Genomic DNA, 2,166 nt, shown 5'->3' with positions numbered 1-2,166 from the left:
GCCGGGGAGAACCTGCCCGTGCAGGTGCTCGTCGACGGGCGCGCGGGCGCCGAGGCGTGGGGGGTGGTGCGCTTCACCGGACCCGTGGCGCGGCGGGCCCCGGTCGACGTGCAGGCCCCGGCGTGGATCACCAGCGTCGCCGAGGGCGCCGTCGTCGACGCCGGGCAGCTCACCGTCGAGGGGATCGGCACCGCCTTCGAGGGCACGCTGGTGTACGTCCTCACCGACGCGGAGCACCGCGAGATCACCCGCGGCTCCGTCCAGGCCGGCGCCAACGGCACCTTCGGCCCGTTCTCCGCGACCCTGGAGGTCACCCCGGGCTCGTACGTCGTCTCGGTCTACCCGCCCGACGAGTCCGGCGGCGAGGGACCCGAGCCGCTGGCCGACACGAAGGCGTTCACCGTCCGCTGAGCGCGCCGGGCCGGGCACCGCCGCTGCCGCGGTGCCCGGTCCGGCGGGTCAGCGCCCCGTGATGCGGTCGCGCAGCTTGGAGAAGACGCCCTGGTGGGCCGGGGACAGCCGGCCGGCCGGCCGTGCCTCCCCGCGCAGCTCCGCGAGGCGGCGCAGCAGCTCCTCCTGCTCGGCGTCCAGGTTGCGCGGCGTCGTGACGTCGAGGTGGACGTGCAGGTCGCCGCGGCCGGTGCCGCGCAGGTGCTCGGTGCCGCGCCCGCGCAGCTGCACCTCGTCCCCCGCCTGCGCGCCGGGCCGCACGTCGATCTCCACCTCGTCGCCCTCCAGCGTCTCCAGCGGGATCACCGTGCCCAGGGCCGCGGCCGTCATCGGCACCTCCAGGGTGCAGTGCAGGTCGTCGCCGCGGCGGGAGAAGATCGGGTGCGGCCGCTCCACGATCTCCACGTAGAGGTCGCCGGCGGGACCGCCCGCGGTGCCGACCTCGCCCTGACCGGCCAGCTGCACGCGGGTGCCGGTGCTGACACCGGCCGGAACCCGGATCGTCAGCGGCCGGCGTGAGCGCACCCGGCCCTCCCCGGAGCACTCCAGGCACGGCGCGGGCAGCACCGTGCCGAAGCCCCGGCACGTCGGGCACGGCTGGGTGGTCATGACCTGCCCCAGCAGCGAGCGCACCACGCGCTGCACCTGCCCGCGCCCGCCGCAGATGTCGCACGCCTCCGGGGAGGTGCCCGGCTGGCAGCAGGACCCCTGGCACGTCGGGCAGACCACCGCGGTGTCCACGGTGATCTCCTTGGTGCCGCCGAAGGCCGCGTCGGCGAGGTCGACCTCGATGCGGATCAGGGCGTCCTGGCCGCGCTGGGTGCGGCTGGCCGGCCCGCGCGAGGTGGTGGCGCCCCCGCCGAAGAAGGCGTCCATGATGTCGCTGAAGCCGAACCCGGGACCGAAGCCCGCCCCGCCGGGCTGGGTGCCCCCGCGGTCGTAGAGCTCGCGCTTGTCCGGGTTGGACAGCGTCTCGTAGGCCTGGGAGACCTCCTTGAACCGCTCCCCGGCCGCCGGGTCGTCGGTGACGTCCGGGTGCAGCTTCCGCGCGAGCTTGCGGTACGCCCGCTTGATCTCCTCGGTCGAGGCGTCGCGCGAGACGCCGAGCACCTCGTAGTAGTCGCTCACGGGTGGCACCGTCTCCTCGGGGGTTCCGCTGTCGGGTCGGCAGCCCGGCGGGCGCGTGCCGCCGGGCGGGTCGGTGGTGCGGGTCGGGCGGGGGTCACTGCGCGAGGATCCGGGACACGTAGCGGGCCACCGAGCGCACCGCCGCCATCGTCGTGGGGTAGTCCATCCGGGTCGGGCCGAGCACGCCCAGGCGGGCCAGCACCTGGCCCTCGCCGTAGGCGCTGGTCACCACCGACGCCTCGGTGAGGCCCACGTCGACGTTCTCCGCGCCGATCCGCACGCTGAGCCCGCCCGGCTGGGAGTGCTCGTCGGCGGCCATCTCCTGCACGAGGCGCAGGATGACCACGTGCTCCTCCAGCGCGTCGAGCACCGCGCCGAGGGAGGCGGGGAAGTCCGTGCCGCTGCGCACCAGGTTGGCGGTGCCGGCGATGACGACGCGCTCCTCCAGCGCCGCGGTGAGCCCGTCGCCCAGGGCGGCCAGCACCTCGTCGGCGGCGGCGCGCTGCGGCTCGGCGACGGCGACGGCAACCGGCGGCAGCAGGTCGCGCTCCTCGGCCACCCGGCGCCCGGCCAGCTCCTCGTTGAGCC

At 76.0% G+C, this 2,166-nt stretch carries 2 protein-coding genes and 1 pseudogene; 1 reads left to right on the top strand and 2 read right to left on the bottom strand.

What is annotated here, in order from left to right:
- A partial coding sequence (locus tag ABEB16_RS14040) for a Gmad2 immunoglobulin-like domain-containing protein (protein WP_345712863.1) occupies positions 1-411 on the top strand: 411 nt, incomplete at its 5' end.
- Between the two features lie 48 nt (positions 412-459).
- Here ABEB16_RS14040 and dnaJ read toward each other — a convergent pair.
- Together dnaJ and ABEB16_RS14030 are read right to left on the bottom strand one after the other, a co-directional pair.
- Complete coding sequence (gene dnaJ, locus ABEB16_RS14035; RefSeq protein ID WP_345712862.1) at positions 460-1,578, bottom strand: molecular chaperone DnaJ; 1,119 nt, start codon at positions 1,576-1,578, stop codon at positions 460-462.
- Between the two features lie 94 nt (positions 1,579-1,672).
- Positions 1,673-2,166, bottom strand: a pseudogene (locus ABEB16_RS14030) (HrcA family transcriptional regulator); the annotation flags it as partial.

Source organism: Kineococcus glutinatus (genome assembly GCF_039542765.1).
Lineage (GTDB): Bacteria > Actinomycetota > Actinomycetes > Actinomycetales > Kineococcaceae > Kineococcus_A > Kineococcus_A glutinatus.
The sequence above is the reverse complement of the archived record's forward strand: the minus strand, read 5'-3'. Positions and strand labels throughout refer to the sequence as shown.